Origin of the sequence: Flagellimonas algicida, assembly GCF_049629585.1 — a bacterium.
Taxonomy (GTDB): domain Bacteria; phylum Bacteroidota; class Bacteroidia; order Flavobacteriales; family Flavobacteriaceae; genus Flagellimonas.
Map to the genome: position 1 here is coordinate 646,786 of NZ_JBMYIX010000002.1, position 22,938 is coordinate 669,723.

General features: G+C 44.1%; 24 protein-coding genes. 10 read left to right on the forward strand and 14 right to left on the reverse strand.

Annotated elements, in window-relative coordinates; all coding sequences use genetic code 11:
- Positions 1-46: 46 nt before the first annotated feature.
- Both ACPD8L_RS11735 and ACPD8L_RS11740 read right to left on the reverse strand, forming a co-directional pair.
- Positions 47-913, reverse strand: coding sequence for a DUF58 domain-containing protein (locus ACPD8L_RS11735; protein ID WP_293303943.1), 867 nt, complete (start codon positions 911-913; stop codon positions 47-49).
- Positions 914-981: 68 nt separating this feature from the next.
- Positions 982-1,983 (reverse strand): AAA family ATPase, encoded by a 1,002-nt coding sequence (locus ACPD8L_RS11740; protein WP_421810322.1) that lies wholly within the window; start codon positions 1,981-1,983, stop codon positions 982-984.
- A gap of 158 nt (positions 1,984-2,141) precedes the next feature.
- Here ACPD8L_RS11740 and ACPD8L_RS11745 point away from each other — a divergent pair, with 158 nt between their 5' ends.
- From ACPD8L_RS11745 to ACPD8L_RS11755, 3 genes are read left to right on the forward strand one after another with little or no spacing between them, the layout of a single operon-like run.
- Positions 2,142-3,014 (forward strand): aldo/keto reductase, encoded by an 873-nt coding sequence (locus ACPD8L_RS11745; protein WP_423943480.1) that lies wholly within the window; start codon positions 2,142-2,144, stop codon positions 3,012-3,014.
- Positions 3,015-3,027: 13 nt separating this feature from the next.
- Complete coding sequence (locus ACPD8L_RS11750) at positions 3,028-3,783, forward strand: SDR family NAD(P)-dependent oxidoreductase (protein ID WP_421810320.1); 756 nt, start codon at positions 3,028-3,030, stop codon at positions 3,781-3,783.
- Positions 3,780-4,916: an ATP-binding protein gene (locus ACPD8L_RS11755; RefSeq protein WP_421810319.1), complete on the forward strand. Its 1,137-nt coding sequence runs from the start codon at positions 3,780-3,782 to the stop codon at positions 4,914-4,916. The genes ACPD8L_RS11750 and ACPD8L_RS11755 overlap by 4 nt, the downstream gene beginning before the upstream one ends.
- On the opposite strand, the gene ACPD8L_RS11760 is transcribed toward ACPD8L_RS11755, so the two are convergent.
- Both ACPD8L_RS11760 and ACPD8L_RS11765 read right to left on the reverse strand, forming a co-directional pair.
- Positions 4,913-6,838: an alpha-amylase family glycosyl hydrolase gene (locus ACPD8L_RS11760; RefSeq protein ID WP_423943482.1), complete on the reverse strand. Its 1,926-nt coding sequence runs from the start codon at positions 6,836-6,838 to the stop codon at positions 4,913-4,915. The genes ACPD8L_RS11755 and ACPD8L_RS11760 overlap by 4 nt on opposite strands.
- A gap of 3 nt (positions 6,839-6,841) precedes the next feature.
- Positions 6,842-7,786: a carbohydrate kinase family protein gene (locus ACPD8L_RS11765; protein ID WP_423943484.1), complete on the reverse strand. Its 945-nt coding sequence runs from the start codon at positions 7,784-7,786 to the stop codon at positions 6,842-6,844.
- 157 nt (positions 7,787-7,943) lie between these two features.
- Between ACPD8L_RS11765 and ACPD8L_RS11770 the strand changes: the two genes are divergently transcribed.
- Positions 7,944-8,669 carry a metallophosphoesterase family protein gene (locus ACPD8L_RS11770; protein WP_423943485.1) on the forward strand — a complete coding sequence of 242 codons (726 nt, stop codon included), beginning with the start codon at positions 7,944-7,946 and terminating at the stop codon, positions 8,667-8,669.
- A 54-nt stretch (positions 8,670-8,723) separates the two neighbouring features.
- Positions 8,724-9,719, forward strand: a complete 996-nt coding sequence (locus ACPD8L_RS11775) for an acyl-ACP desaturase (protein WP_116216488.1) — start codon at positions 8,724-8,726, stop codon at positions 9,717-9,719.
- Between the two features lie 16 nt (positions 9,720-9,735).
- Here ACPD8L_RS11775 and ACPD8L_RS11780 read toward each other — a convergent pair whose 3' ends face one another.
- The 6 genes from ACPD8L_RS11780 to ACPD8L_RS11805 form a co-directional block, all read right to left on the reverse strand.
- Positions 9,736-10,293 (reverse strand): hypothetical protein, encoded by a 558-nt coding sequence (locus ACPD8L_RS11780; RefSeq protein ID WP_116216487.1) that lies wholly within the window; start codon positions 10,291-10,293, stop codon positions 9,736-9,738.
- Between the two features lie 480 nt (positions 10,294-10,773).
- A complete protein-coding gene (gene amaB / locus ACPD8L_RS11785; protein ID WP_423943486.1) occupies positions 10,774-12,327 on the reverse strand; it encodes an L-piperidine-6-carboxylate dehydrogenase in 1,554 nt (517 codons plus the stop codon).
- A gap of 72 nt (positions 12,328-12,399) precedes the next feature.
- Positions 12,400-12,774, reverse strand: coding sequence for a DUF1304 domain-containing protein (locus ACPD8L_RS11790; RefSeq protein WP_423943488.1), 375 nt, complete (start codon positions 12,772-12,774; stop codon positions 12,400-12,402).
- Positions 12,771-13,313 (reverse strand): 3-hydroxyanthranilate 3,4-dioxygenase, encoded by a 543-nt coding sequence (locus tag ACPD8L_RS11795; RefSeq protein WP_423943490.1) that lies wholly within the window; start codon positions 13,311-13,313, stop codon positions 12,771-12,773. Before ACPD8L_RS11795 ends, ACPD8L_RS11790 begins: the two co-directional genes overlap by 4 nt.
- A gap of 115 nt (positions 13,314-13,428) precedes the next feature.
- Positions 13,429-13,917 (reverse strand): CAP domain-containing protein, encoded by a 489-nt coding sequence (locus ACPD8L_RS11800; protein WP_423943491.1) that lies wholly within the window; start codon positions 13,915-13,917, stop codon positions 13,429-13,431.
- A 183-nt stretch (positions 13,918-14,100) separates the two neighbouring features.
- Positions 14,101-14,625, reverse strand: coding sequence for a CvpA family protein (locus tag ACPD8L_RS11805; protein ID WP_116216482.1), 525 nt, complete (start codon positions 14,623-14,625; stop codon positions 14,101-14,103).
- A gap of 59 nt (positions 14,626-14,684) precedes the next feature.
- Here ACPD8L_RS11805 and ACPD8L_RS11810 point away from each other — a divergent pair, with 59 nt between their 5' ends.
- The 3 genes from ACPD8L_RS11810 to ACPD8L_RS11820 are packed head-to-tail and all read left to right on the forward strand — an operon-like array spanning position 14,685 to position 17,029.
- Complete coding sequence (locus ACPD8L_RS11810; protein WP_293303951.1) at positions 14,685-15,041, forward strand: hypothetical protein; 357 nt, start codon at positions 14,685-14,687, stop codon at positions 15,039-15,041.
- An 8-nt stretch (positions 15,042-15,049) separates the two neighbouring features.
- Positions 15,050-15,358 carry an antibiotic biosynthesis monooxygenase family protein gene (locus tag ACPD8L_RS11815; protein ID WP_272609224.1) on the forward strand — a complete coding sequence of 103 codons (309 nt, stop codon included), beginning with the start codon at positions 15,050-15,052 and terminating at the stop codon, positions 15,356-15,358.
- 3 nt (positions 15,359-15,361) lie between these two features.
- On the forward strand, positions 15,362-17,029 hold the full coding sequence (locus tag ACPD8L_RS11820) for a glycerol-3-phosphate dehydrogenase/oxidase (RefSeq protein WP_423943492.1): 1,668 nt from the start codon (positions 15,362-15,364) through the stop codon (positions 17,027-17,029).
- Here ACPD8L_RS11820 and ACPD8L_RS11825 read toward each other — a convergent pair.
- Positions 17,026-18,027, reverse strand: a complete 1,002-nt coding sequence (locus ACPD8L_RS11825) for an NAD(P)H-dependent glycerol-3-phosphate dehydrogenase (protein WP_423943494.1) — start codon at positions 18,025-18,027, stop codon at positions 17,026-17,028. The two genes, ACPD8L_RS11820 and ACPD8L_RS11825, sit on opposite strands and share 4 nt — an antisense overlap.
- A gap of 124 nt (positions 18,028-18,151) precedes the next feature.
- Between ACPD8L_RS11825 and ACPD8L_RS11830 the strand changes: the two genes are divergently transcribed.
- Positions 18,152-19,072: a nicotinic acid mononucleotide adenyltransferase gene (locus ACPD8L_RS11830; RefSeq protein ID WP_293303953.1), complete on the forward strand. Its 921-nt coding sequence runs from the start codon at positions 18,152-18,154 to the stop codon at positions 19,070-19,072.
- Between the two features lie 94 nt (positions 19,073-19,166).
- Here ACPD8L_RS11830 and ACPD8L_RS11835 read toward each other — a convergent pair whose 3' ends face one another.
- Positions 19,167-19,982 carry a phosphodiester glycosidase family protein gene (locus ACPD8L_RS11835; RefSeq protein WP_423943496.1) on the reverse strand — a complete coding sequence of 272 codons (816 nt, stop codon included), beginning with the start codon at positions 19,980-19,982 and terminating at the stop codon, positions 19,167-19,169.
- Between the two features lie 269 nt (positions 19,983-20,251).
- Between ACPD8L_RS11835 and ACPD8L_RS11840 the strand changes: the two genes are divergently transcribed.
- A complete protein-coding gene (locus ACPD8L_RS11840) occupies positions 20,252-21,778 on the forward strand; it encodes a SulP family inorganic anion transporter (RefSeq protein WP_116216479.1) in 1,527 nt (508 codons plus the stop codon).
- A gap of 4 nt (positions 21,779-21,782) precedes the next feature.
- Here the strand turns inward: ACPD8L_RS11840 and ACPD8L_RS11845 are convergent, their stop codons facing one another.
- Positions 21,783-22,388, reverse strand: coding sequence for a DinB family protein (locus tag ACPD8L_RS11845; RefSeq protein WP_423943498.1), 606 nt, complete (start codon positions 22,386-22,388; stop codon positions 21,783-21,785).
- A gap of 69 nt (positions 22,389-22,457) precedes the next feature.
- Entirely contained in the window at positions 22,458-22,937 is a 480-nt protein-coding gene (locus ACPD8L_RS11850) for a hypothetical protein (RefSeq protein WP_423943499.1), read from the reverse strand.
- Position 22,938: the final 1 nt, after the last annotated feature.

The window sequence follows — 22,938 nt, forward strand, 5'->3', positions numbered from 1 at the left end:
GGTGTCGGGACATTTTGAATTTTCAATTTTGAATTTTCAACTTGCATTATCCTCTTCGTTTAAAATAACCCAACAATTTTCGCACATAGCTTTCATCCACCCTACAATGGATGACGCCACAACCACTTTTGGTAAAGGAATCCATGAAATAGGAGACTTTGTCTTTATGGAACTGGCCATAGGCATTACGTACTTTTTTGGATTGGGTGTTCACCAACTGCATGGTCCCGGTCTCCGCATCCATCATTTGGACCATCCCCAGATTGGGAATGGTTTCTTCCCGTTCATCAAAGACACGGATGCCGGTAACATCGTGTTTGTTCCCCACTATGCGAAGGGTATTGTTATAATCATCGGCAATAAAGTCCGACAGTACAAAAACAATGGCCTTTTTCTTCATCACGTTGGTGAGGAATTTCAAGGCTTCCGCAATATTGGTCTCGCTACTTTTTGGAGTGAATTCCAACAACTCACGTATAATGCGCAACACGTGGCTTTTTCCCTTTTTGGGCGGGATAAAGAGTTCTACCTCATCGGAGAACAAAATCACTCCTACCTTATCGTTGTTCTGCAGGGCCGAGAAAGCCAAAGTTGCAGAAATTTCGGTAATGATCTCTTTCTTGAACTGGTTGGCCGTTCCAAAAAGTTCCGATCCACTCACATCCACCATCAACATCATGGTGAGTTCGCGTTCTTCCTCAAAAACTTTTACATAGGGCTCATTGTAACGGGCGGTCACGTTCCAATCAATGGATCTTACATCATCCCCAAATTGGTACTGGCGCACCTCACTGAAGGTCATACCCCTACCTTTAAAGGTAGAATGGTACTCCCCACCAAAAATATGGTCGGAAAGACGCCGGGTCTTTATCTCAATTTTACGTACCTTCTTAAGTAATTCCTTTGTATCCATTGGGTTCAAGAAATAGGTTTTCGGGTTGGTTAAAAGTAGGGCTACTTTGACCGAGAAACATTGAACCGTTACGGTACTTCTACCTCGTTTACAATTTTGTTTATGATTTCTTCCGAGGTAATGTTTTCTGCCTCTGCTTCATAGGTGATGCCAATACGGTGACGAAGCACGTCATGTACAACGGCCCTTACATCTTCTGGGACCACGTAACCGCGTCTTTTGATAAAGGCATAGCACTTGGAAGCGTTGGCCAAGTTGATACTTCCCCTTGGGGAAGCACCAAAACTTATCAGGGGTTTTAGGCTTTCAAGGTTATATTTTTCAGGATATCGGGTGGCAAACACCAGATCCAGAATGTATTTTTCAATTTTTTCATCCATATAAACCTCCCGTACTGCCTGTTGGGCACTAAGAATCTGCTTAATGCTTACCACGGGCTTTACTTCCTCATAGGAACCCTTGAGGTTTTGGCGGATGATTAGTTGTTCTTCGTTGAGCTTGGGGTAGTCTATTACCGTTTTCAACATAAAACGGTCCACCTGCGCTTCGGGAAGCGGATAGGTACCTTCTTGTTCCACGGGGTTTTGGGTGGCCATAACCAAAAAGGGAGCGTCCAGTTTAAAGGTTTCATCCCCAATGGTCACCTGTTTTTCCTGCATGGCCTCCAGCAAAGCGGATTGTACTTTGGCCGGCGCCCTGTTGATCTCATCCGCAAGGACGAAGTTGGCAAAGATGGGTCCTTTTTTAATGGAGAAATCGTTTTCCTTGATATTGTAAATGAGCGTCCCGATGACATCTGCGGGCAAAAGGTCGGGAGTAAATTGGATACGGCTAAAACTACCTTTGACAGCCTTGGACAAGGTGTTGATAGCCAATGTCTTGGCAAGCCCGGGAACCCCCTCCAAAAGAATGTGGCCCTGACCCAAAAGACCAATGAGCAACCGCTCCACCATGTGTTTTTGGCCTACAATGGCCTTGTTCATTTCACCGGTAAGCAGGTCAATAAAAGCACTTTCTTGGGCAATTTTCTCATTCACAGCACTAATATCTATAGTAGTGTTTTCTTCCATATAAACCTTTATTGTTAGATGTTTAAGTCAGTGTGTATGCTAAGAGGTGCAAAATGAAAATTTATTTAAAATTGACCTGTTAATTAATGGTTAAAAAAAACGGTAAACCCCTAGTTTTATGAAGGATTTAAGGGTTTAATTTTATACTTTCATCCCATATGAAAGAGAGAGATACGTATTCCAGGATCATTGCTGGAACCATGACATGGGGAAGTTGGGGCAAAAAACTTTCCAAAAGCGAAATGATTGATTTGATGCAGCATTGCATTGAATTGGGACTTACCACCTTTGACCATGCCGATATTTATGGGAGCTATTCCACCGAGGCCGATTTTGGCCAGGCCTATGCCGAAAGTGGAGTGAAACGGGAGGATATCCAACTGATTTCCAAGTGTGGTATACAGATAACCCGTGGTAGGGAGAATCGCATTAACCATTATGAATACAGTAAGGATTACATCATTTGGTCTGCCGAGCAATCCCTTAAAAAGTTGAATACGGAATATCTGGATTTGCTCTTGTTGCATCGCCCCAGTCCGTTGATGGAACCCCATGAAATAGCGGAAGCCATTGATTCTTTATTGCAAAGTGGCAAGATCAAACAGTTTGGGGTGTCAAACTTTACTCCATCTCAAGTAGCCATGTTGGAAAAGACCATCCCTGTTTCCGGGAACCAAGTGGAGTTTTCACTGACGTGTGATTCTCCCATGTACGATGGGACATTTGATGAATGCATAGCCAATGATCGGATGGCCATGGCTTGGAGCCCTTTGGGAAGTTTGTTCCGGGAAGAAACGGAACAGACCCAACGAATCAAAAAGACCATGGTGCCCTTGATGGAAAAATATGGAGCGGATGAAAGTCAATTGCTTTTGGCGTGGCTCCTCAAGCATCCGGCTGTTGTATACCCCGTCATAGGTACTACGAACAAAGAGAGAATAACCTTGGCCAAAAAGGCCCTAAACATAGATTTGGAACTACAGGATTGGTTTGTTCTTTTGGAAGCAAGCCAAGGCCATGGTGTTCCGTAAACCAAAATACAGAATGATGAAAACGGCATTGATCACTGGAGCTACCAGTGGTATTGGAAAGGCAACGGCGGAGATTTTTGCAAAGCAAGGATTTAATTTAGTCTTGTGCGGGCGTAGACAAGATCGCTTGGATGAACTTAAGGAAAAGCTTGGGCAAAATGTTGAAATCCATACGTTGAACTTTGATGTGAGGGACAGGGAGGCTGTTTTTGCAGCTGTTGAAAGTTTACCCAAAGCTTTCGCCCAAATTGATATCTTGGTCAATAATGCCGGAAATGCACACGGGTTGGACCCTATAGACAAGGGAAGTATTGATGATTGGGAAGCCATGTTGGACATCAATGTAAAAGGCTTGTTATACATGTCCAAGGCCATATTGCCCCAAATGGTGGAACGCAAGGCCGGACATATCATCAATATTGGATCAACGGCAGGCAAGGAAGTGTATCCCAACGGGAATGTGTATTGCGCCAGCAAGCATGCCGTGGATGCCATTAACCAAGGGATGCGGATAGATCTCAATGCCTACGGTATTCGGGTTGGTGCAGTCAATCCTGGTTTGGTCCAGACAGAATTCAGCGATGTGCGGTTTAAGGGAGATGCCGATAAGGCCTCTAAAGTCTATCAAGGTTTTCAACCCTTAAAGCCACAAGATATTGCGGATATTATTCTTTTTGTAGTCACCCGGCCCTATCACGTGAACATTGCAGATTTGGTGGTGATGCCTACGGCCCAAGCGAGCAGCACCATCGTGAAAAAGGAGCTATGATCAATAAACGCCTACTGGTAAAGAATCTTTTAGCGCACAACGACGAAAACAGTTTTTACGACAAGAAGCGTTTTATATCCATAGGCGAAAAAGAAGGGAAGGCCAAATTTTTAAAGCATGTTTGTGCTTTGGCCAACAGTAACCCCAAGAACAATTCCTTTATTGTGGTTGGAGTGGAGGATGCCGACAATGAGATTGTGGGGGTCGATTTTTTCGATGACAGCAAGATTCAGAACTTGGTGAATGCCTATTTGGACAATCCACCCATCATTTCTTACGAGAACATTCCGTTTCCCCATTTACCCGAAGGTAAGGTGGTGGGGTTGGTCACCATCCGATCTAATGGGAAGGTCTGTGCCCTTCGAAAGAATATTTGGAAGTATTATGGTGGAGCCGTTTTCTTTAGGGAAGGGAGCATTAGTTTGCCCAAGGCTTTTGATATTGAGTTGAAGGACATCAATTCCGAGGTCGTGGCCACCATAGAACAGCACGCTCGTAACAATATTGAATTGACCTTGGATGCTGTCATCAACTTCATGAACACCAGACATCCTGATCTGACGAGCAATTACAAAGTCTTTAAGGAACAGTTTGTGGTCTGTTGGGCAGGAAACAAGAAAAAAGTCAAGAACAAGACATACTATTCCCGAGTGGATATAGAATTGATCAATGAGCAGGTAAAACTGTTCTATTCCGCTTTGGATGAGATTACCATTGCGTATGATGATGATTCGTTCAGCACCTTGGAGTTTGTACAGTTGGGATTGGGTGTGCAGCAGAAGTACTATCCCTTGGAAGAAGTGGTCATCACATTTTCCGATAATGGAAAATACACCATCAATAGCAAATTGATTTTTGAGCCCCCTCAATACGACAAAAAAACTTTGTACCATGTGTACAATTCCAACAACGCGCTCCTACAAAAACTGGAAAAGAAAATAGCGCTGACCAATGCCGAACAAATTGACCTGACCCATTTGCCGGCCACGTATCTTATTTGCTACTTGAACGGTTTTGAAGAGGCCAAAGAACAAATGGATCAGGCACGGCCTTTGTTGAAGGAGTATGATCAGAGTGTGTATCTATCCCTGAAAGAATCCCAACGGATTCTCAGAAAGGTGCGATACAATTAATTTTTTTTCAACCAGATGATTTGGTAGGGCATTACCTCCAGTAGGCCGCTATTGACTTTAATTTTTGAATCGGACACTAAATCTTTGGGGTCTCCTTGGGCAAAATACCCCAACTTTTTTACCCAAGAGGTCTCCATAACCTGTGGGCTTTCATCAAAATTGCAGATCACCAGTAGTCCTTCTTTTTTGTTGGTCCTTTCAAAAACAAGGATGTGCTCGTTTCCGGTATGGTAGAGGGCCACATCATTTTGGTCTGCAAAAACCACATTTTCCTTTCGGATGGCAATCAATCGTTGAAGCTCATGGAATACTTTGGAAGAGGGTAGTTGAATATTTTCCAGTTTTGAAATGGTTTCCCAATCCTGTAGAGGACGGTTTAACCAGCGACTATCGTCTTTTTTGGAAGGGTCATTTTGGAAGCTGTAATCGTTCAAGGTGGCAATCTCATCCCCGGCGTAGATAAGTGGAATTCCGCCAAATGCCAAGATAATGCCATGCATCATGATGATTTTGGATATGGACCGATCGATCAGGGAATCGTTTTTTTGGGAAAGACCTTTTTCCAGGCCCAGGAGTGATGCAGCACTTCCAGTGATCCTACCATCCCCGGTCTTTGGGTTGTACATAAAGAGACGCCCCGTTGCAGGGGACCAATCCAACCGTTGGCAATAGTAATCCAGTAAAAATTTTCGGTGCTGCGATGGGTTCCATCCCAGTTCTTGGATCAAATGGTTTTCATAGCCCAGACCAATATCGTCATGACAACGGATATAATTGATCCAAGTACAATCTTTGGGTTTTGGAGGAACATGCCCCCAACTTTTATAGAGCAAGGAAGTTTTTTTGGTGGCAATGGAATTCCATAAAAGAGCCATTAAAGAGGCATTGTAGGCCATTTCACATTCATTCCCTTTTGTAGGCCCTTCCCCAAAATATTTAATGATGTCCGTTGGGGCCACAATGGCTTCGGCTAGCAGAATGGTGCCGGGAGCCACCACCTGCAGGCACATTCTAAAAAGTGAAATTAGGTCATGTGCCTCTGGAAGGTTTTGCGAGATGGTCCCCATTTTTTTCCAAAGGAACGCGAGGGCATCGAACCGGACCACATCCACCCCCATATCCGCCAGTTTCACCAGATTGGTGAGCATCTCCAGAAAGACTTCGGGGTTGGTATAGTTGAGGTCCCATTGGTAACTGTTGAAAACGGTCATTACCCATTTTTCCATTTCTGGAACATAGGTAAAGTTGCCCGGGGAGGTTTCTGGGAACACTTCCGGCAAGTTTTTTTCAAACTCCAACGGAATCGTGTCATCCTCATAGATGTAATAGTAGCCTTGATACTTTTTATCGCCCTGAACAGCTTTTTTGGCCCAAGGGAATTCATTGGAGGTGTGGTTGACCACAAAATCCAGCATTAGGAAAATCCCCTGCTTTCTGAATTCAGCGGTCAAGGCCAGCAGGTCTTTCTTGGTGCCGTACCTTTTATCCACCTCATGGTAGCTGTTTACAGCGTATCCCCCATCATTTTCTCCTTTGGGTCTTGTGGTGATGGGCATGATATGGATAAAGTTGATGCCCAGTTCTTTAAAATAGGGTATTTTTTCTTGAAGTCCTTTCAGGTCTTTGTTGAAATGCTCTACGTAGAGTTGCATACCGACCATTTGTTCGGACTGATACCAATTCCCTGCTTTTAAACGCCGCAGATCCTGTTTTTTCAACGCTTCTGGACGGGAAGCAAATAATTTGGGAAGCAGTTTCAACAACTTTTCAAAATGGAGTTGATGGGTTTGCTCAGGGTAAAGGGAAAAGAAAAGCTGTTGGATCAAGCTTACATTGGTGGCCAATCTCAGGTCGAACAAGATCTTTGGGTCGTTTTCCTTTAATTGGGAACGCAAAAGTTGATGTAATTGGGCTTGGGTCATTTTTTAAAGTTCCAACTGTTCCTTGGTGGGCAATGCCGCAATGGCCCCATATTGGGTGGTGGTCAGGGCACCGGCCCTGTTGGCCTTCTCGACCATTTTTTCCAATAGGTCAAACTGTTCAAAAACAGGATCAAAATTGCCCAAGTCCGAAATTTGGTGCAAAAGACAACCCATGAACGCATCCCCTGCACCAGTAGTATCCACGGGCTGTACGGATATGCTCGGAATAACTTTTTTAGTGCCTTGGGCACTGAGTAAAGTACCCTCTGCACCAAGGGTTATGGTTATGATCTTGGCACCTGCCTCGTGCATAAAATCACAAGCTTGTTCAGGGTCCGTTTTGCCCGATATAAGTTGGGCTTCCTCCAAACTGAACTTGCACAAATGGGATTTTTCCACAAAAGGCATACATTTTTTAATGAAGGTTTCTTCTTCATCTTTCCATAGATCTACCCTAAAATTGGGGTCAAAGGAGATGAACATTTCCTTGGTGAGGGCATCAAACAGGTATTTGCTATAGGTCTTTTCCAAGGGACCGCCCAATAATGCCGTAGCCGCACCCAAATGCAAAATATTGTCTTTAAAGGTCTTTCGTAATAGGGGGTCATAATCCAATTCCCGATCAGCGCCCCTGCTGAAGACAAAATCGCGTTCGCCATCTTCCGCCAAGGAGACAAAGGCCAGTGTGGTAAACGTATCGGAAAGTTGGGTCAATGAGATATCTACACTTTCGGCTTTGAGCACATCGAGCAAAAAACGCCCAAAGGGATCGTCGCCAACACAACCTATAAAAATACCTCTTCCGCCAAGTTTGGAAATGGCACAAGCAACATTGGCCGGGGCCCCTCCAGCCTTTTTGGAGAATTTTATGGCTTTGGAAAGATCGCTTCCCTGATTTTCAGCCACAAAATCTATCAGTAGTTCCCCAACACAAAATACTTTTTTCATTTTTCCTTGTACTATCCCCAATGTACATATAAAAAAGCGCCTTGTCCAAAAATTATAACGGTTTTGTGGAGATCTGTGTCAGATATGCCCCAAAACTTTACCTTAATTTAGTACGAACCGTGCCTTTTGTGTGTAATATTGCCAAAAGTTTTTTTGTATGCGGACATTGGTTGTGGGGGATATCCATTCAGGAGTAAGGGCGTTGGAACAACTTCTTCAACGTGCCAAAGTTTCACCAACGGACCATCTTATCTTTTTGGGGGATTATGTGGATTCATGGAGCACAGCTGTGGAAACCGTGGATTTTCTATTGGCCTTGAAGGAGGAATATAAGTGCACGTTTATCAGGGGCAACCACGATGAGCTCTGCAGGGAGTGGTTATTGACCAAAAAGGAGAACCCGCAATGGTTGGCCCATGGAGGAACCGCCACAAGGGATTCGTATTTGGGGGATAATAGGAACAATTGGGACACCCACCTTGAATTTTACGCCACCTTGGAGAATTACTATTTGGCCGAGGACAATAGGCTCTATCTCCATGCAGGATATACCAATCTTAAAGGGGTGGATTTTGAATATTTTGAACAATCGTTCTATTGGGACCGGACCCTATGGGAACTTGCCATGGCCGTGGACCCCAAGCTTACTCCAGACGATTTAAATTTCCCCAAACGCTTGAACCATTACAAAGAAGTCTTCATTGGCCATACCCCCATTTCCAAAAAAGAGGAAGTGGTGCCCAAAAATGGGGGAAATGTATGGAATGTGGATACCGGAGCGGCATTTATGGGAGCCCTGACTATGATGGATGTGGAAACCAAGGAGTTTTGGCAAAGTGATCCCGTACATACATTTTATCCCGGGGAAAGGGGAAGAAATTAAAACTATTCCATCCGTTTTTAAATTTTAATGGAGATCTTTGTAAAAATTTAGGTTATGCCAGAAAAGAATATTCGGTTGGAGGTGATGCAAGCCATCGAACCGAAAGTGGAAGGATTTATGAAGGAGTTTCTCATTCCTACGGAAGAAATATGGCAACCCACAGACTTCTTGCCAGATTCCCAAAGCGACAAATTTTTTGATGAAGTGGAGGAAATCCGTGGTGAAGCCAAAGAATTGGGATACGATTTTTGGGTGACCTTGGTTGCGGATACCATTACCGAAGAGGCCTTGCCCACCTATGAATCGTGGTTGATGGATGTTGAAGGGATCGATCAGCACAACGGCAAGGAAAATGGATGGAGCAAATGGGTAAGGGCATGGACTGCTGAAGAGAACAGACATGGCGATGTGCTCAACAAGTATTTATACCTGTCTGGTCGGGTAAATATGCGGGAAGTGGAAATAACCACCCAACATTTGATCTCTGATGGATTTGACATTGGAACAGACAGAGATCCCTACAAGAATTTTGTATACACCTCGTTTCAAGAGCTGGCCACCAACATTTCCCACAAGCGTGTAGGAAAGTTGGCCCGGCAAAAGGGCAATAAATCCTTGGCCAAAATGTGCAATATTATTGCAGGTGACGAAATGCGACACCATTTGGCCTATAGGGAATTTGTGAAAATTATATTGGAGCATGATCCCAATAATATGGTTTTGGCCTTTGCCGATATGATGAAACGAAAAATAGTGATGCCCGCACACTTTCTCCGCGAATCTGGAGGTAGTATAGGCTTGGCTTTTGAGCAATTTTCGGATTGTGCACAGCGATTGGGCGTGTATACGGCCCAGGATTACATTGACATTCTACAAAAGTTGAACGATTATTGGCAATTGGGCAGCTTGCAATCCCTTTCAGACACAGCTGAAAAAGCTCGGGACTATCTCATGAAACTTCCGGAACGGTTGCAGCGTATCTCCGAAAGGATGAAATTTTCTGAAGAGCAACACACCTTCAAGTGGGTCACTGCCAACGGAATGCTTTAACACAATATCAGGCAGCTTAGAATTTTCCGGCCCTATGTTTTTCTTGCCATTGGGCAAGCTGTTCCCAGTGTCCTTCGTGGGCCATTTTGGCCTGCATGGGCCAAGATGCAGGGTCGTGGATTCTGTAGCGTTTTCCACCGGAATCAAGTACTTCTTGGCAGGTGTCCGCCGATGTTTCGGAAAGCGCCTTCCATGTCTTAATGTCGAAATTATGGAAAAGACCCTCTATTTTGGGACCAATACCCTCGACAATTTTAAGGTCGTCCAAGTTTACTTTTTTACCCAATGCGCTCTTTGCGGCAACAGGGTTGAACGATTCAGAAATGGTTTTTTGAGGTTTAACAGATGATTTTGAGCTTGCCTTTGGAGTACTAAAGGCAGACAAGTGCTCCTTGCAGGTCTTCAAATCGGCCCTGAGTTTGGCGTTTTCTATGTCTAGCTTACTCAGTTCATTAAAATTGTCGGGAGCAGATGGAATATCCGACTTTCCAAACAAGTATCCCAAAATACCCGAGATGATCCCCGTTAGTGCCAAGATGATCCAGTACCATGTATTTGAATCTTGGAAATCCATTTTTTGAGGTTGTAATGGTTTGTAAACGTCCTATCCAAAATATTAAAAAAATCTTAATTTTTTTATGATAATGGCAAGAATTTGAGCTATTTGGAGACTATCTGGAAAAAGTTGATAGAATCAGGAAGCTGAAAACAGGTTTAAAAGAACCAATCACACATTTTTTCCTACCACTGATACGATAGCTTGAAAAGGATAGGCCGAATAGTTGGAAATTTGCAACAAATATTAGGTAAGGAACCCTATTTCTCCCGACAAAGCTCCGGCATTGGAATAGGGTTTAATCAAACTAAGTTTGAGTTAGTTAAGTTGGTTTTTTAAGATCGCCCGTTTAGTGTTCATCCTAAATGGGCGACTTTGTTTATAATGGCAAAGGAAATTCAAACCCTTTATAAATCGCGCCAAAAGAATGATGACCCAATAAAAAAGAAAAGCCCGGATATCCTCCGGGCTTTTTTTATGTGTTGAACTGCCAGCGCATTACAAATCGAATTTAATGCCTTGCGCCAAAGGAAGTTCTGTGGTATAGTTAATGGTATTGGTCTGACGTCTCATGTATATTTTCCAAGCATCCGAGCCGCTTTCACGACCACCGCCCGTCTCTTTTTCCCCTCCGAAGGCACCACCGATTTCCGCACCGGAAGTTCCGATGTTCACATTGGCAATTCCACAATCTGATCCTTCCACCGAAAGGAAACGTTCAGCCTCACGTAGATTATTGGTCATGATGGCCGAGGACAACCCTTGTCTAACCCCATTTTGCATTTCCAAGGCGTTTTCAAGGTCGCCGTTGTATTTAAGGAGGTACAGAACTGGGCCAAAGGTTTCATGCTGGACAATTTCGAAGTGGTTTTTGGCCTCTGCGATTGCGGGTTTTACATAGCATCCACTTTCATAACCTTCGCCATCGAGTACTCCACCTTCCACCAAAACTTTCCCACCTTCCTGCTTGACTTTTTCCAAGGCATTCAAATAGTTCTTCACGGCATCTTTGTCGATAAGTGGTCCCACATGGTTGTTTTCATCCAAGGGGTTTCCGATGCGTATTTGTTTATAGGCATCCACAATGGCATTTTTCACCTTGTCGTATACATCTTCGTGAACAATCAATCTACGTGTGGAGGTACAACGTTGTCCACAGGTACCTACGGCACCAAATACGGCACCGATCACGGTATTTTTTATGTTGGCATCGGGGGTAACGATAATGGCATTGTTTCCACCCAGTTCCAACAGGGTTTTTCCCAATCGTTCCCCAACCGTTCTGGCCACTATTTTCCCCATACGGGTAGAGCCGGTAGCGGAAATCAATGGAATGCGCTCATCCTTGGTCATCAATTCACCCACAGTGTAATCGCCGGTAATCAAACAGGAAATCCCTTCGGGCACACCATTTTTGGCAAAAACCCGTGCAGCAATATTTTGGCAGGCAACGGAGGTCATTGGGGTTTTTTCGGAGCCTTTCCAAATGCAAGCATCACCACAGACCCATGCCAAGGCCGTGTTCCATGACCAAACGGCAACCGGGAAATTGAATGCTGAAATAATTCCGACTACGCCAAGCGGATGATATTGTTCATACATACGGTGACCTGGACGTTCACTGTGCATGGTAAGGCCGTGCAATTGCCTGGATAGCCCCACTGCAAAATCACAGATGTCTATCATTTCCTGTACTTCTCCCAGGCCTTCTTGGTAGCTTTTTCCCATTTCGTAGGAAACCAACTTGCCCAAGGGTTCTTTTAAACGTCTAAGTTCATCATTGAACTGGCGAACCACTTCGCCTCGTTGGGGAGCAGGCATTGTTCTCCACGTCTTAAAACCTTTTTGTGCAGTGCTGATCACTTTTTCATAATCTTCCCGGGTGGTGGCTTTTACCTTTCCAATAAGGGCGCCATCCACTGGTGAATAGGATTCGATGATCTGTCCGTTGGAAAACCAATCTTTTCCTGTGGAGGTCCCATTATTTATTTCACTTAGGCCCAGTTCCTTTAGGGCTTCATCCATTCCAAAAGCAGTTGCTACGTTTGACATTTATAACTTTTTAATCGTGAATTGTTATATTTTTCAAAAATACGAATAATCTAGGAGGGAAAATGAAGATTTTCAAAGGAAAAGATGCAGTAGGAATAGAGCAATTCCCAATAGGGCGGGAAACCCCTGTACCACCAATATTTTCTTGGAAGCCGTAAGGGCACCATAGATGCCGGCAACGGCAACGCAACCCAAAAAGAAAAGGGCAATATTTATCTGCCAAATGGGGTCTTGGATGAACAATGACCACAAAAGTCCTGCAGCCAAAAAACCATTGTACAGTCCTTGGTTGGCGGCCAGGGTTTTGGTAGGTTCGAACAGATCTTCAGGGAATTGGCGAAAAACCTTTTTTGCCTTTGTGGTCCATGCGAACATCTCCAACCATAAAAAATATACGTGGAGCAAAGCCACAATGACCACTACGATTTTAGCTAATAGGAGTATCATTCTTCTTGGGCAATAAAGCGTTCGTCAACGGGCATGACCGTTCCACATTGGTCACAGGTGCGCAGTTCCTCAGAACTGTAGAAGTACTTAAAATGGGCCAAAAAGTCTTTTTCAATATCGTTCAAGGTAAAGTAGACCTCATACAGTTTGTTGTTGCAGTGGTCACAGAACCAAAGCAACCCATCATCTACTTTCATGTCTTTTCTTTTTCGTTCCACCACCAGTCCAATGGACCCTTCATGGCGTACCGGGGAATGGGGGACTTTGGCGGGATGCAAGTACATATCACCGGGCCCCAGTTTCATGGTCTTTTTTTGGCCACCTTCCTGGATATGGACTTCAATATGGCCTTCCAGTTGATAGAAAAGCTCTTCGGTTTCGTTATAATGATAGTCCTTTCGGGCGTTGGGCCCCGCAACGATCATAACAATATAATCGTCAGCTTCCTTATAAAGATTTCTATTGCCGACCGGAGGTTTTAAGGTATCCCTATTTTCCTCAATCCACTTGTTCAGGTTGAAAGGAGCCTGTATCGCCATATCTCAAGATTTCAGGAAAGGTAAAAAAAACCTGAGAGGGAACATAGTGTTTCATAAAAAAGACCTGCTTGGCAAACAGGTCTTCAGCACTAATATAAATGTATGTGGAAAAATGCTATTCCACTTTAATGAAAATCTGGGTATAATAAGGTCTGCCCTCCTTGTCCAACTGCACGCTCAACGTGGTGTGCGTATAGTCTCCCTCCATGGCCTTTTTGTGGGAATCACTATCCAACCAAGCCTCTATGGTCTGCTCTGCGGAGGTATAGTATCGGGCCACATTTTCGGAAATCCCGGTAGCATGGGTTTCTTCCGCTATCTTTTCAGCTCTTGATTCAAAATTATCGTGGCTCAATTTGTTTTTTGCAATCATGTAATCGTTATGCTCCTCGGCGTATTTGTAGGAAGATGGACTATTTTGGAGAGTATTCTTCCCAATGGAAGCCCGGTGCTCGTTCACCATATCAATGAGCTTACTTTCAATGCCATTGGGGTCTATGGAAATTTTTTCATTTCCGATGGAAGCCTCGGTATATTCAATCTCATCTTCAATTGATGTGGAGTTACACATGGTCAACAAGGCAACCGTTGCAAGAAGCAACATTGCGCTATACAATTTTTTCATCCTCGGGGTACTTTCGGGGACCGGTTCTACAATCCCTAGTGTTCTGTGAGCTAATCTAATGGAGCAAGTCGCTCTGGCCATAAATTCTCCACAGATGGCAGATTCTTACGTTGAATTGCAAAAAGCAGGTAAGAAAGGAGTAAAAAAATAAGGTTTGGATTTTTAAATGGTCTGTCCGTTGAACTCCGGTTCTTCCGCCGGTTTTTCATCCGGCAGGACCAAAGCAAACACAAATGCCCCGATTTCTTTTATGGGGCTATAAAAAACAGATTCTTTTTTGGTGTCCTCATTGATCAGGTTCAAGGGCGTGGCAAGCCGTTCAAAGAAGATGAGCATGGCACCTAGGATAACAGCGACTTTGAGCGCACCAAAAATGCCTCCTGCAACCTTGTTCAGAAGGCCTAACATGGCAAAATCCGCAATTTTGGTCAGAAACTTACCCGCAAAATTGACCAATAGGATAATGGCAAAAAAAGTGATCAAAAATGCCGCGATGTTCATGTACTGTTCGCTCCAGTTCATGTGTTGGGCCAAATAATTCCCAGTAATGTAAGAGAAATGGATGGCCCCATATATTCCCGCAATCAACGCTACCAAAGAGGCAATCTCCACAAAAAGACCATTTCTAAGACCTTTGTAGAGGCCCCAAACCAATAAAATCCCAATAACAATATCCAAAAAGCTCATACGCGGGTTTTAACAAATATAGAATATTGATTTGTACCTTTGGAATTCACACAAATGATATGTCCAGGGACGAGAAATTAAAGGAAAGATGGGAGCTTCTGGTGGAACGATTGTCACAGCAATTTTCCGATGGCGACCCTTTGGAAATCGATGGGATGATTTACTTGGTGGGGGTGCAGGAGTTGGGCAGTTTCCATAGAGGTTTCAAAAAGGATGAAAAGATCAATCTTATGCATATTGCCATCTGCAGATTGTTGGAACCCTATGGCTACTACGATTTTGATTTTTTTGATGACGATGGATGGCCCCACTATAAGGTCAAGGAACAACTACCTCCCTTAAAATCGGGAGAACAGGCCATTTTAATGAAAGAGGCTTTGGTGAACTATTTTTTGGAGAAGGAATATATTGATTGATTTCCAATATGGAACTACAGAAACCTTACTATGCAGTTATCTTCACAAGCTTGCGCACCGATGGCGATAACGGTTATGGAGAAATGGCCGTGGCCATGGAGGAATTGGCCCGAAAGCAACCCGGTTTTTTGGACTTTGAAAGCGCCCGTGATGGATTGGGCGTGACCATCAGTTATTGGGAAAGTTTGGAGGCCATTGCCCATTGGAAGGCCCAAATGGAACATCGCGAAGCACAAAGGAAAGGAATCAGAACTTGGTATTCTTGGTACAAAGTCCGAATTTGTAAAGTGGAGCGCGAATATGAATTCACCAAATAGGATATGGAGGGAAGCATTGCTTTTTCAAATCTGGACAGGGATAAAATCCTAAAGAAACTGGCCAAAGAGCCCTTTGATCTCGTGGTAATCGGTGGTGGAATTACCGGGGCGGGAATAGCCTTGGATGCTTCTTCACGTGGATTGAAGACGGTTTTGGTGGAAAAGGGCGACTTTGCATCGGGCACCAGTAGCAAATCCACCAAATTGATTCATGGGGGACTTCGCTATTTAAAACAATTTGATTTTTGGCTGGTGAAAGAAGTAGGCTCCGAAAGGGCCATTGTACATAAATTGGCCCCCCATTTGGTCATTCCCGAGAAAATGTTGCTGCCCCTGATCGAGGGCGGTTCCTATGGAAAATGGTTGACCTCCATCGGTCTAAAAGTCTACGATATCTTGGCCCAAGTCACAGGGGATGACAAGCGGCAAATGTTGGAAAAAAAGGAAGCCATGAAGCTGGAGCCCCTGTTACCGAAAAAGATACTGAACGGGGCTGGGTACTATGCCGAATACCGTACCGATGATGCCAGATTGACCTTGGAGAACATCAAGACCAGTCTTCATTATGGAACGCAAGTGCTCAACTATGCCAAGGTCACGGATTTTATCTATAATGATGAAAAAGTGGCCGGGGTAACCCTAAAGGATGAAGTGGCTGGAAAGGAAATCAACATAAAATCTAAATACGTGATCAATGCGGCGGGACCTTGGGTAGATGAGTTGAGGAGCATGAACCACTCCAAGAAAGGAAAACGGCTGCATTTGACCAAAGGGGTGCATTTGGTGTTTCCCCAAGAAAAACTTCCCGTAAAACAGTCGGTGTATTTTGACATCCCCGATGGTAGGATGATGTTCGCCATTCCAAGGGGAAAAGTGACCTACATTGGTACTACGGATACCAATTATAACTCGGACAAAGACCATGTGACCACGGATATTGCCGATGCCATTTATTTGATTTCTGCCGTAAATAATATGTTCCCGGACATCAATCTGGAGTTGGACGATATCATTTCGTCATGGGCGGGGCTGAGGCCTTTGATCCATGAAGAAGGCAAGTCGGCCTCGGAGCTTTCCCGAAAGGATGAGATCTTTACGTCGGATACAGGCTTGGTAAGCATAGCGGGAGGCAAGCTCACTGGGTATCGAAAAATGGCGGAACGCACCGTGAACCTCATCGCCAAGCAAGTGGAAGAGGACCATGGGGTTTTATTGGACCCTTGCATGACGGATAAAATTCCGCTTTGCGGGAGCGATTTTAAAAAGTTCAAGCACGTAAAAAAATACATCAAGCTGATTTTTGATCGTATCCAAGACAGTGGTTTTTCTGAATACGACGCGTGGTATCTGGTCACTACCTATGGCAAACAGACCGAAACTGTTCTAGAGCACTACGCAGCCCTCACCAATCCTGATGTGCATGAACGCATGATCAGGGCAGAGGCCCAGTTCGCTATTGCCCATGAAATGGCCCTGAATCCCATGGATTTTTTCATTAGACGGACCGGGCGGTTGTATTTTGATATTGAAAGTGTCCGCCAATACAGGGATGCGGTACTGGATGAGTTCCAAAAGGCTTTTGGGTATACGGATGACCAAATAGCAGGATTCCACAAAACCTTGGAAGAAGAGTTGGAGGAACATTCCAACTTTTCATTGGATAGGGATTAATCCAACTTCTCGGTTAACTTCTCAAAGACCTTTTTAGGGTTCTTTTCCTTGTAGAGCACTTGATATACTGCGTTGATGATGGGTGTTTTGGATTTTTTCTCCAGTTTGTCCATGAGCAAGTGTGCACTTTTGGTGGCATAATATCCTTCGGCCACCATGTTCATTTCCATCATGGCGCTTTTTACGGTATAGCCTTTCCCGATCATATTGCCGAACAGGCGATTTCGGCTAAAGGTGGAATATCCGGTTACCAACAGATCGCCCAGATAGGCGGAGTTGTTGATGTTGCGTTTCATTTTGTACACCCGATCTATAAAGCGTTTCATTTCCCGGATGGCGTTGCTCATCAGAACGCTCTGGAAATTATCGCCATAGCCCAATCCATGCGCAATACCGGCAGCAATGGCATAAATGTTCTTGAGCATGGCGGCGTATTCCGTTCCAATGATGTCATCGGATATCTTGGTGCGGATGTAATCACTCTTCAACCCTTGTGCCACCAGCTTGGCATTGTTGGCATCGGCGCAGGCAATGGTAAGGTACGAAAGGCGTTCCAAGGCCACCTCTTCGGCATGGCAGGGCCCTGTGATCACCCCAATGTTCTCGAATGGAATGTCGTATTGATTATGAAAATGCTCCCCCACAATAAGACCGCTTTCGGGTACAATCCCTTTTATGGCAGAAAAGATGATTTTGTCCTTTATGTCAACATGGAGATTCTTGAGTTCCCCATCCAAAAAAGCAGAAGGAATCGCGAAGATGAGCACATCGGAAGCTTCGGCAATTTCGTTGATATCATGGCTCAGCACAAGTTGGTCCACATCAAATTCCACAGAACTGATGTAGTTGGGATTGTGGCCTTCTTTGCGGATATGCCTTATGGCGGATTGGTTCCGCATATACCAACCTACCTTTTCGTGGTTTTCCGATAACATCTTAACCAAGGCGGTTCCCCAGCTTCCTCCACCAAAAACCCCAAATTTCAATCTACTATCCATGGATAACATTTATGGGGCAAAGCTAAAAAATATATCAGAGCAGACATTAACCGCTGATTATCAAATTATTATAATTTTTGGCACAGTGCTTGGTCTATATAGGTTGAATCTTAAAACCTCGATTATGAAAATTGGAAAACTACTTTTTGGAATAGTGTTGATAGGCCTTTTGGCCAGTTCTTGTTACACCGAGGTTATTGTGGAAGATGATTATATCACGGAATCTCCCATTAACACAGCCTTGGTTTTGGAAAGCTACGATTTATGGTATATCGATATAAACGCTACCAAAGGTAGCGGCGAAGTTCCCTTTTTACAACGAGCGTTTACCATTTCCTTTGACAGAGGGGTGGTTTATGCCAACAACAACTTGGTAGGGATGGGAAAGACAGGAAATGGAATGGGTATTGATGTAGGGTCTTATGGAACACTTTCCGGAGCGGTTGAGGTGGACCATGATGCGGACGGGCTTTGGTTGTTGGAAGTGTATGCCTTGAACAGCAACACCCTGGAACTTTACAACCCCTATTCCGATACCTCTTATGTGGTACGGGGATACCAAAGTAGGAATTTTGATTATGATCAGGTATTCTATGACAACATCCATTATTTTCTGCAGGAATATCAGGTATGGGAAAAGACCTATACCAGTGAGGTAGGTGCCATCAATGAGTTTGATGAGGAAAACTACCTGCAGTTTCCAGTAAACTACGATGGGTCTTTTAGGTCTTCCATTGATGCTCCTGGAATCCCGTTGAATACTTTGGAATGGGATTACCAAGGAAACTACGAAGTCTATGATGTGCAAGACGATGCCATGCTCAAGACCTTAACCCTGGATTACGACTATTTGGGCAATGATTACTTTGAACTTTACGTTATTGATGATAGCACGATCGAGTTGTACCATGTGTCCAGTGGAACGATTTATGAATTCTCCGGAAGGGGATATATGCAGTACTTGAAGTCGGGGAATGACACTGGAAAAAAACGGACAAAAGTTAAAAATCCCATAATGAACGTGGTTCGTCAAAGAAAAATGTAAGGACTAAACATAGTATTCGACTATATAAAAAAGTTTTTTGGTTGGTTATTTAGTTAAGGACCGCCTCTAGCGTAGTAAACTAGGGGCGGTTTTTTTATTTTTTTGTCACCAGTAACAAGGCATTTGCCACAGGTCGTTCCCCCGTTTTGTCCGTGGGATGGTTCACAATTCCCTTTTCTTTGCTCCAGAGTGTGGTTGAGCCACCACCGTCAAGGTTTATGGCATCTGTGCACCCAAGTTGCAACAGGAAATCTTGGACTTCGGTAAAGTTCATTCCATCGGCCTCTTCGGACCGTCCATTAATGGCAATCAACAAAACCGAGTTTTTTGTTTTGCCCAGACAGCTTCTCGGATGGCGCTTTTCGGAAAACGGACTTTCTGGGATATATTTTTTCGAGTCCTTTATCAAAAAAGGGCCAGATCTTAGCACAAAGGCCTCCTTATTGGAGTTTTGGTAATACGTTTCCGATTTGAAAGGCTCAACGATCAATTGATTATCCTTGGTAAATACAATGGCGCCATTGATCATGGCTTCTGGCATGCACCACTTAACATCTGGTGGGCAGGTCAAACTCACTATGCTGTCATTCCGTTCGGAATAGGTGACCGAACCTCCTTCATCAACATTAAAAAACCCACCGTTTATGGCTGCTTTGGCGTTGGCCCTTTGTGCAAGGACACTGGTGTTTTCAAGACCTTTCTTCACATAGGCCATTTGAAGTTCATAGTCCTTGAACATCTGATCGGGAATCTCCAAAATATTGATGACCTGTTTGCTGTTATACAGCGTATCGGTTCGGATTTCAGTAAAGATTATCGTGTCTCTCGACGTATGTACCGCGGGTTCTTGTGGCTTACACCCAAAAAATAGTACGGCTGCCAAAGCCGCTCCTATGGACCATCGTTTCATCGATATAAATTTAAGGTTGGTTTTCATGGTTCTTAAGAAAAACAAGATAGCTCAAATATCTGCTATTCCCACAGCTATCACATTAAGGTTAGAAGTCTAAAATGTGTGAGAAATGTCAACAGACCAAAAAAGATACTGCAAAATTAGACCCATTGACTGAAAAGGTCTTAAGGCGGACCAACAAGAAATCATCAAATCCTTAAAAATAAGGAGCTTATTAGGGTCTTGCGTTTAATAACACTACTTTTGCCCGCTTCAAGAAAGAAGCCATGAAAAAGTATCTCAACCTTTTTGATTTTTCCCAAAAAGTAAACTATCGCACGGAAATTTTATCGGGCTTGACCGTTGCTCTTGCCTTGGTGCCCGAAGCCATTGCCTTTGCCTTTATTGCAGGATTATCACCATTGACCGGATTATATGCCGCATTTGTAATGGGCTTGGTCACTTCCATTTTGGGAGGTAGACCAGGTATGATCTCCGGTGCAACAGGTGCCGTTGCCGTGGTTATTGTGAGCTTGGCCAAACAATATGGGGTTGAATACGTTTTTGCAACGGTGGTCCTTGCGGGAATTTTACAAATGACCGCCGGATTGCTCCGGTTGGGTAAATTGATGCGTTTGGTGCCCCATCCCGTAATCTTTGGGTTTGTGAATGGCTTGGCCGTCATCATTTTTATGTCGCAAATGAGTCAGTTTAAAACTGTGGATGGCGAATGGCTGACCGGGAGCACCTTGTTCATTTTTCTTGGATTGGTACTGTTGACCATGTTGGTTATTTGGGGACTTCCCAAATTGACCAAGGCGGTTCCTGCGTCCCTGGCAGCGATTCTTTTGGTGTTCGGCATTGTGTTTTTCTTGGGTCTGGATACCCGTACCATTGGGGATATTGCCTCCATTGAAGGAACCTTTCCTCCTTTTCATATTCCTGATCTGCCCTTTACGTTGGAAACCTTGCAGATCATATTTCCCTATGCGGCTATTGTGGCAGGGGTAGGGTTGATTGAGAGCCTCCTTACCTTGAATATTGTGGATGAAATTACCGAAACGCGTGGTAGGGGCAACAAAGAGGCCGTGGCCCAAGGTACGGCAAACATTCTTTCCGGCTTCTTTTCCGGAATGGGTGGTTGTGCCATGATCGGGCAGAGTTTGATCAATACCTCCAATGGTGCCAGGGCAAGGTTATCCGGGATAGTTGCTGCCTTGATGTTATTGGTGTTCATCATGTTCGGCTCAAGCCTCATTGAAAAAGTCCCTATGGCCGCATTGACGGGGCTTATGATCATGGTGGCATTGGGAACTTTTGAATGGGCGAGCTTAAAAACCTTCCGCCGTATGCCAAAATCCGATGTGTTGGTCATGGTACTGGTAACATTGGTGACCATCTTCCTACACAATTTAGCGTTGGCCGTTTTGGTAGGCGTCATTATTTCGGCCTTGGTGTTTGCTTGGGACAATGCAAAGCGCATCCGTGCCAGAAAGTATATAGATGAAGAAGGAGTGAAGCACTATGAAATTTATGGCCCTCTTTTCTTTGGGAGCACCACCTTGTTTGCCGAAAAGTTTGATGTGCTCAATGACCCTGATGAGGTGGTCATTGATTTTGCCGAAAGCCGTTTGGTGGATATGTCCGCCATTGAGGCAGTGAACAAAATCACCGAACGCTACAACAAGGTGGGAAAGAAACTTCACTTGAAACACCTGAGCCGGGACTGTAGAAGATTATTGGCCAACGCCGATGATATTATCGAGGTAAATGTGCTGGAAGACCCAACCTATAAGGTTGTGGTGGATAAATAGGGATTTATTCCTTGGTTTTCCCTAGAAATACATTCACATTGGGATTTTGGGGATTTCCACTGGCCCTTCGCATCAGTACAATTTGGCCGGTATGGTAAATGCAATCGGAAAGCATCCCGTTGATCATGTTCCAATATGGGAATTCGGATTGTTTATCACCTTGTTTAAAGATCACCTTAAAATCTTCCATGTCTTCTGAGTTTTTGCCCAACACCTTGCGGCTTGCCAGTTGTAGGTTTTTAAGGGTGAGTTCACGAAGCTCTTCATAAGAATAGTTAAGTGGGGCCTTGGGCCTTTCATAAGGCTTTGCATCTGGGGCCAACACAATATTGTTGGACATGGTATAGATGTGTTCCATGGTTTCCATGAGGCTGCGTCCATCTGCCGAAGGTTTGTATTGCAGGTCTTTTTCGGTCAAACCCTCTGTGGCCCAATAATAGCGATAGCCTAAACCATCGATCATTCGTGACACAATATTGCCGGCGCTGTAGGTTTTGGCATGATCGGGAATTTGATGGTACGGTAGTTCCATGTCTTGGGCTTGTAGTTTCAATGCGAAAATAAAAAAGAAGGTAAAACCAACGAATTGGGCAAAAGAAAGGTTTTTCATAGTGTAGAAATTAATAGCCTATCATCAAATTTGGAAAAGTGACATTTTGCAGAAGGGAATCAGGATATTTTAGGGCTCAAGGTCGCACTCTGTTTTGCTCAAGGGCATGGATGAGCTGAAACTAAGAACAGCAACATCCTTGAAAGCTGTGCCGGTACTGTCCAGTTCGCCAAACCCCTCAATGAGTTGGGCATCCTCTACCAAAAAAGCCATTTCACGGGTGCTTTCCTTTCCTTCTGATATAAAGGTATACTTGCCCAAAAGGACGCTGTCGTTCATGACACCGGCAAAGGTTCCCTTGTTACCATCTTTTTCCTTTAAGGCATAGCTGAGATTGCCAAGTACGGTTGTGGAGACATCGGTAATTTCAAAAACAATGCGGTTTCCGTTGGCATCATAGATATAACATCCTATTTCCAAAGATGGAGCTGGCTTCTCTTCAACAACCGTAGTGATCTCTGGCTGACCATTGCTGTTTTCTTTTTCCGTTTTGGTTTTACAGCCAAAAACCAAAATAGCGGTAAGAAATATATATGCTATTTTTTTCATG

Excerpts from the sequence above, each read along its gene's own strand:
- ACPD8L_RS11765 (WP_423943484.1), bottom strand. The coding sequence starts at position 7,786 with ATGAAAAAAGTATTTTGTGTTGGGGAACTACTGATAGATTTTGTGGCT.
- ACPD8L_RS11775 (WP_116216488.1), top strand. The coding sequence starts at position 8,724 with ATGCCAGAAAAGAATATTCGGTTGGAGGTGATGCAAGCCATCGAACCG.
- ACPD8L_RS11755 (WP_421810319.1), top strand. The coding sequence starts at position 3,780 with ATGATCAATAAACGCCTACTGGTAAAGAATCTTTTAGCGCACAACGAC.
- ACPD8L_RS11800 (WP_423943491.1), bottom strand. The coding sequence starts at position 13,917 with ATGTTGCTTCTTGCAACGGTTGCCTTGTTGACCATGTGTAACTCCACA.
- ACPD8L_RS11845 (WP_423943498.1), bottom strand. The coding sequence starts at position 22,388 with ATGAAAAACCTTTCTTTTGCCCAATTCGTTGGTTTTACCTTCTTTTTT.
- ACPD8L_RS11780 (WP_116216487.1), bottom strand. The coding sequence starts at position 10,293 with ATGGATTTCCAAGATTCAAATACATGGTACTGGATCATCTTGGCACTA.
- ACPD8L_RS11760 (WP_423943482.1), bottom strand. The coding sequence starts at position 6,838 with ATGACCCAAGCCCAATTACATCAACTTTTGCGTTCCCAATTAAAGGAA.
- ACPD8L_RS11745 (WP_423943480.1), top strand. The coding sequence starts at position 2,142 with ATGAAAGAGAGAGATACGTATTCCAGGATCATTGCTGGAACCATGACA.
- ACPD8L_RS11840 (WP_116216479.1), top strand. The coding sequence starts at position 20,252 with ATGAAAAAGTATCTCAACCTTTTTGATTTTTCCCAAAAAGTAAACTAT.
- ACPD8L_RS11820 (WP_423943492.1), top strand. The coding sequence starts at position 15,362 with ATGGAGGGAAGCATTGCTTTTTCAAATCTGGACAGGGATAAAATCCTA.
- amaB (WP_423943486.1), bottom strand. The coding sequence starts at position 12,327 with ATGTCAAACGTAGCAACTGCTTTTGGAATGGATGAAGCCCTAAAGGAA.
- ACPD8L_RS11805 (WP_116216482.1), bottom strand. The coding sequence starts at position 14,625 with ATGAGCTTTTTGGATATTGTTATTGGGATTTTATTGGTTTGGGGCCTC.
- ACPD8L_RS11795 (WP_423943490.1), bottom strand. The coding sequence starts at position 13,313 with ATGGCGATACAGGCTCCTTTCAACCTGAACAAGTGGATTGAGGAAAAT.
- ACPD8L_RS11825 (WP_423943494.1), bottom strand. The coding sequence starts at position 18,027 with ATGGATAGTAGATTGAAATTTGGGGTTTTTGGTGGAGGAAGCTGGGGA.
- ACPD8L_RS11815 (WP_272609224.1), top strand. The coding sequence starts at position 15,050 with ATGGAACTACAGAAACCTTACTATGCAGTTATCTTCACAAGCTTGCGC.
- ACPD8L_RS11750 (WP_421810320.1), top strand. The coding sequence starts at position 3,028 with ATGATGAAAACGGCATTGATCACTGGAGCTACCAGTGGTATTGGAAAG.
- ACPD8L_RS11735 (WP_293303943.1), bottom strand. The coding sequence starts at position 913 with ATGGATACAAAGGAATTACTTAAGAAGGTACGTAAAATTGAGATAAAG.
- ACPD8L_RS11740 (WP_421810322.1), bottom strand. The coding sequence starts at position 1,983 with ATGGAAGAAAACACTACTATAGATATTAGTGCTGTGAATGAGAAAATT.
- ACPD8L_RS11790 (WP_423943488.1), bottom strand. The coding sequence starts at position 12,774 with ATGATACTCCTATTAGCTAAAATCGTAGTGGTCATTGTGGCTTTGCTC.
- ACPD8L_RS11850 (WP_423943499.1), bottom strand. The coding sequence starts at position 22,937 with ATGAAAAAAATAGCATATATATTTCTTACCGCTATTTTGGTTTTTGGC.
- ACPD8L_RS11770 (WP_423943485.1), top strand. The coding sequence starts at position 7,944 with ATGCGGACATTGGTTGTGGGGGATATCCATTCAGGAGTAAGGGCGTTG.
- ACPD8L_RS11810 (WP_293303951.1), top strand. The coding sequence starts at position 14,685 with ATGTCCAGGGACGAGAAATTAAAGGAAAGATGGGAGCTTCTGGTGGAA.
- ACPD8L_RS11830 (WP_293303953.1), top strand. The coding sequence starts at position 18,152 with ATGAAAATTGGAAAACTACTTTTTGGAATAGTGTTGATAGGCCTTTTG.
- ACPD8L_RS11835 (WP_423943496.1), bottom strand. The coding sequence starts at position 19,982 with ATGAAACGATGGTCCATAGGAGCGGCTTTGGCAGCCGTACTATTTTTT.